Raw genomic sequence first — 681 nt, forward strand, 5'->3', positions numbered from 1 at the left:
TAGTTCAACTGTCCGCATGACGGGCAGGTGCTCTTGTAGCCGGGATCATAGATCTCGGCTTCGTAAAGAACCAGGTATCCGCCACTGCGCCCATTCGAGCCGATGGTATATGCACCCATCATTTCGTTCTCGAATTCTCGGATCGGCGTAGAGATTTCTCCCCAGAGCCCATCTATTGATACGAGTTCGAAAGCTTTCTGCAACGAAGAGCCTGTCAGACCGATACGATCGACCTTTACGCAGTTCGCATAGCTCGTAGAACGATTCCACGAAGACGCGGTGTTATACCTGTAGTGATGGAGCAGGAACTCCGCCACAGATTCCTTGGAACTTGTGTCAATCTTTTTTTCAAAAAACATGTTTCCTCCGAACGAGAGTGAAGGCATGTTTCCCCTCGGGGAAGACATGTCCCCGAGGGTTTAGAAAATAAAATATTTGCTACTTGTTGAAGGCGAGCTACCTTATTTACCGCGGCCATTACGACGACGGGTAAAAACTGTTTTTCGTCAGGCACTGGACCAATGCCTACTGAAAAACACCCCCAAAGGCCGAAGCCTTTGGGGAATGTTCATGCACTATCACCGTCCACGAAACAGATCGCCGATTTCCGAATTGAGTTGCTTGCGCATCTCATCGTAAGCACGGGTGATCCGCTCAAAGGGGGCGCCTGAGTAAGAAGCC

At 49.9% G+C, this 681-nt stretch carries 1 protein-coding gene; it reads right to left on the reverse strand.

The window, feature by feature from the left end:
* On the reverse strand, window positions 1–386 hold a 386-nt coding region (locus GVL03_RS22405; RefSeq protein ID WP_235038253.1), incomplete at its 3' end, for a hypothetical protein.
* Window positions 387–681 lie beyond the last annotated feature (295 nt).

The sequence above is a fragment of the Microbacterium sp. 18062 genome (genome assembly GCF_902706225.1).
Taxonomy (GTDB): domain Bacteria; phylum Actinomycetota; class Actinomycetes; order Actinomycetales; family Microbacteriaceae; genus Microbacterium.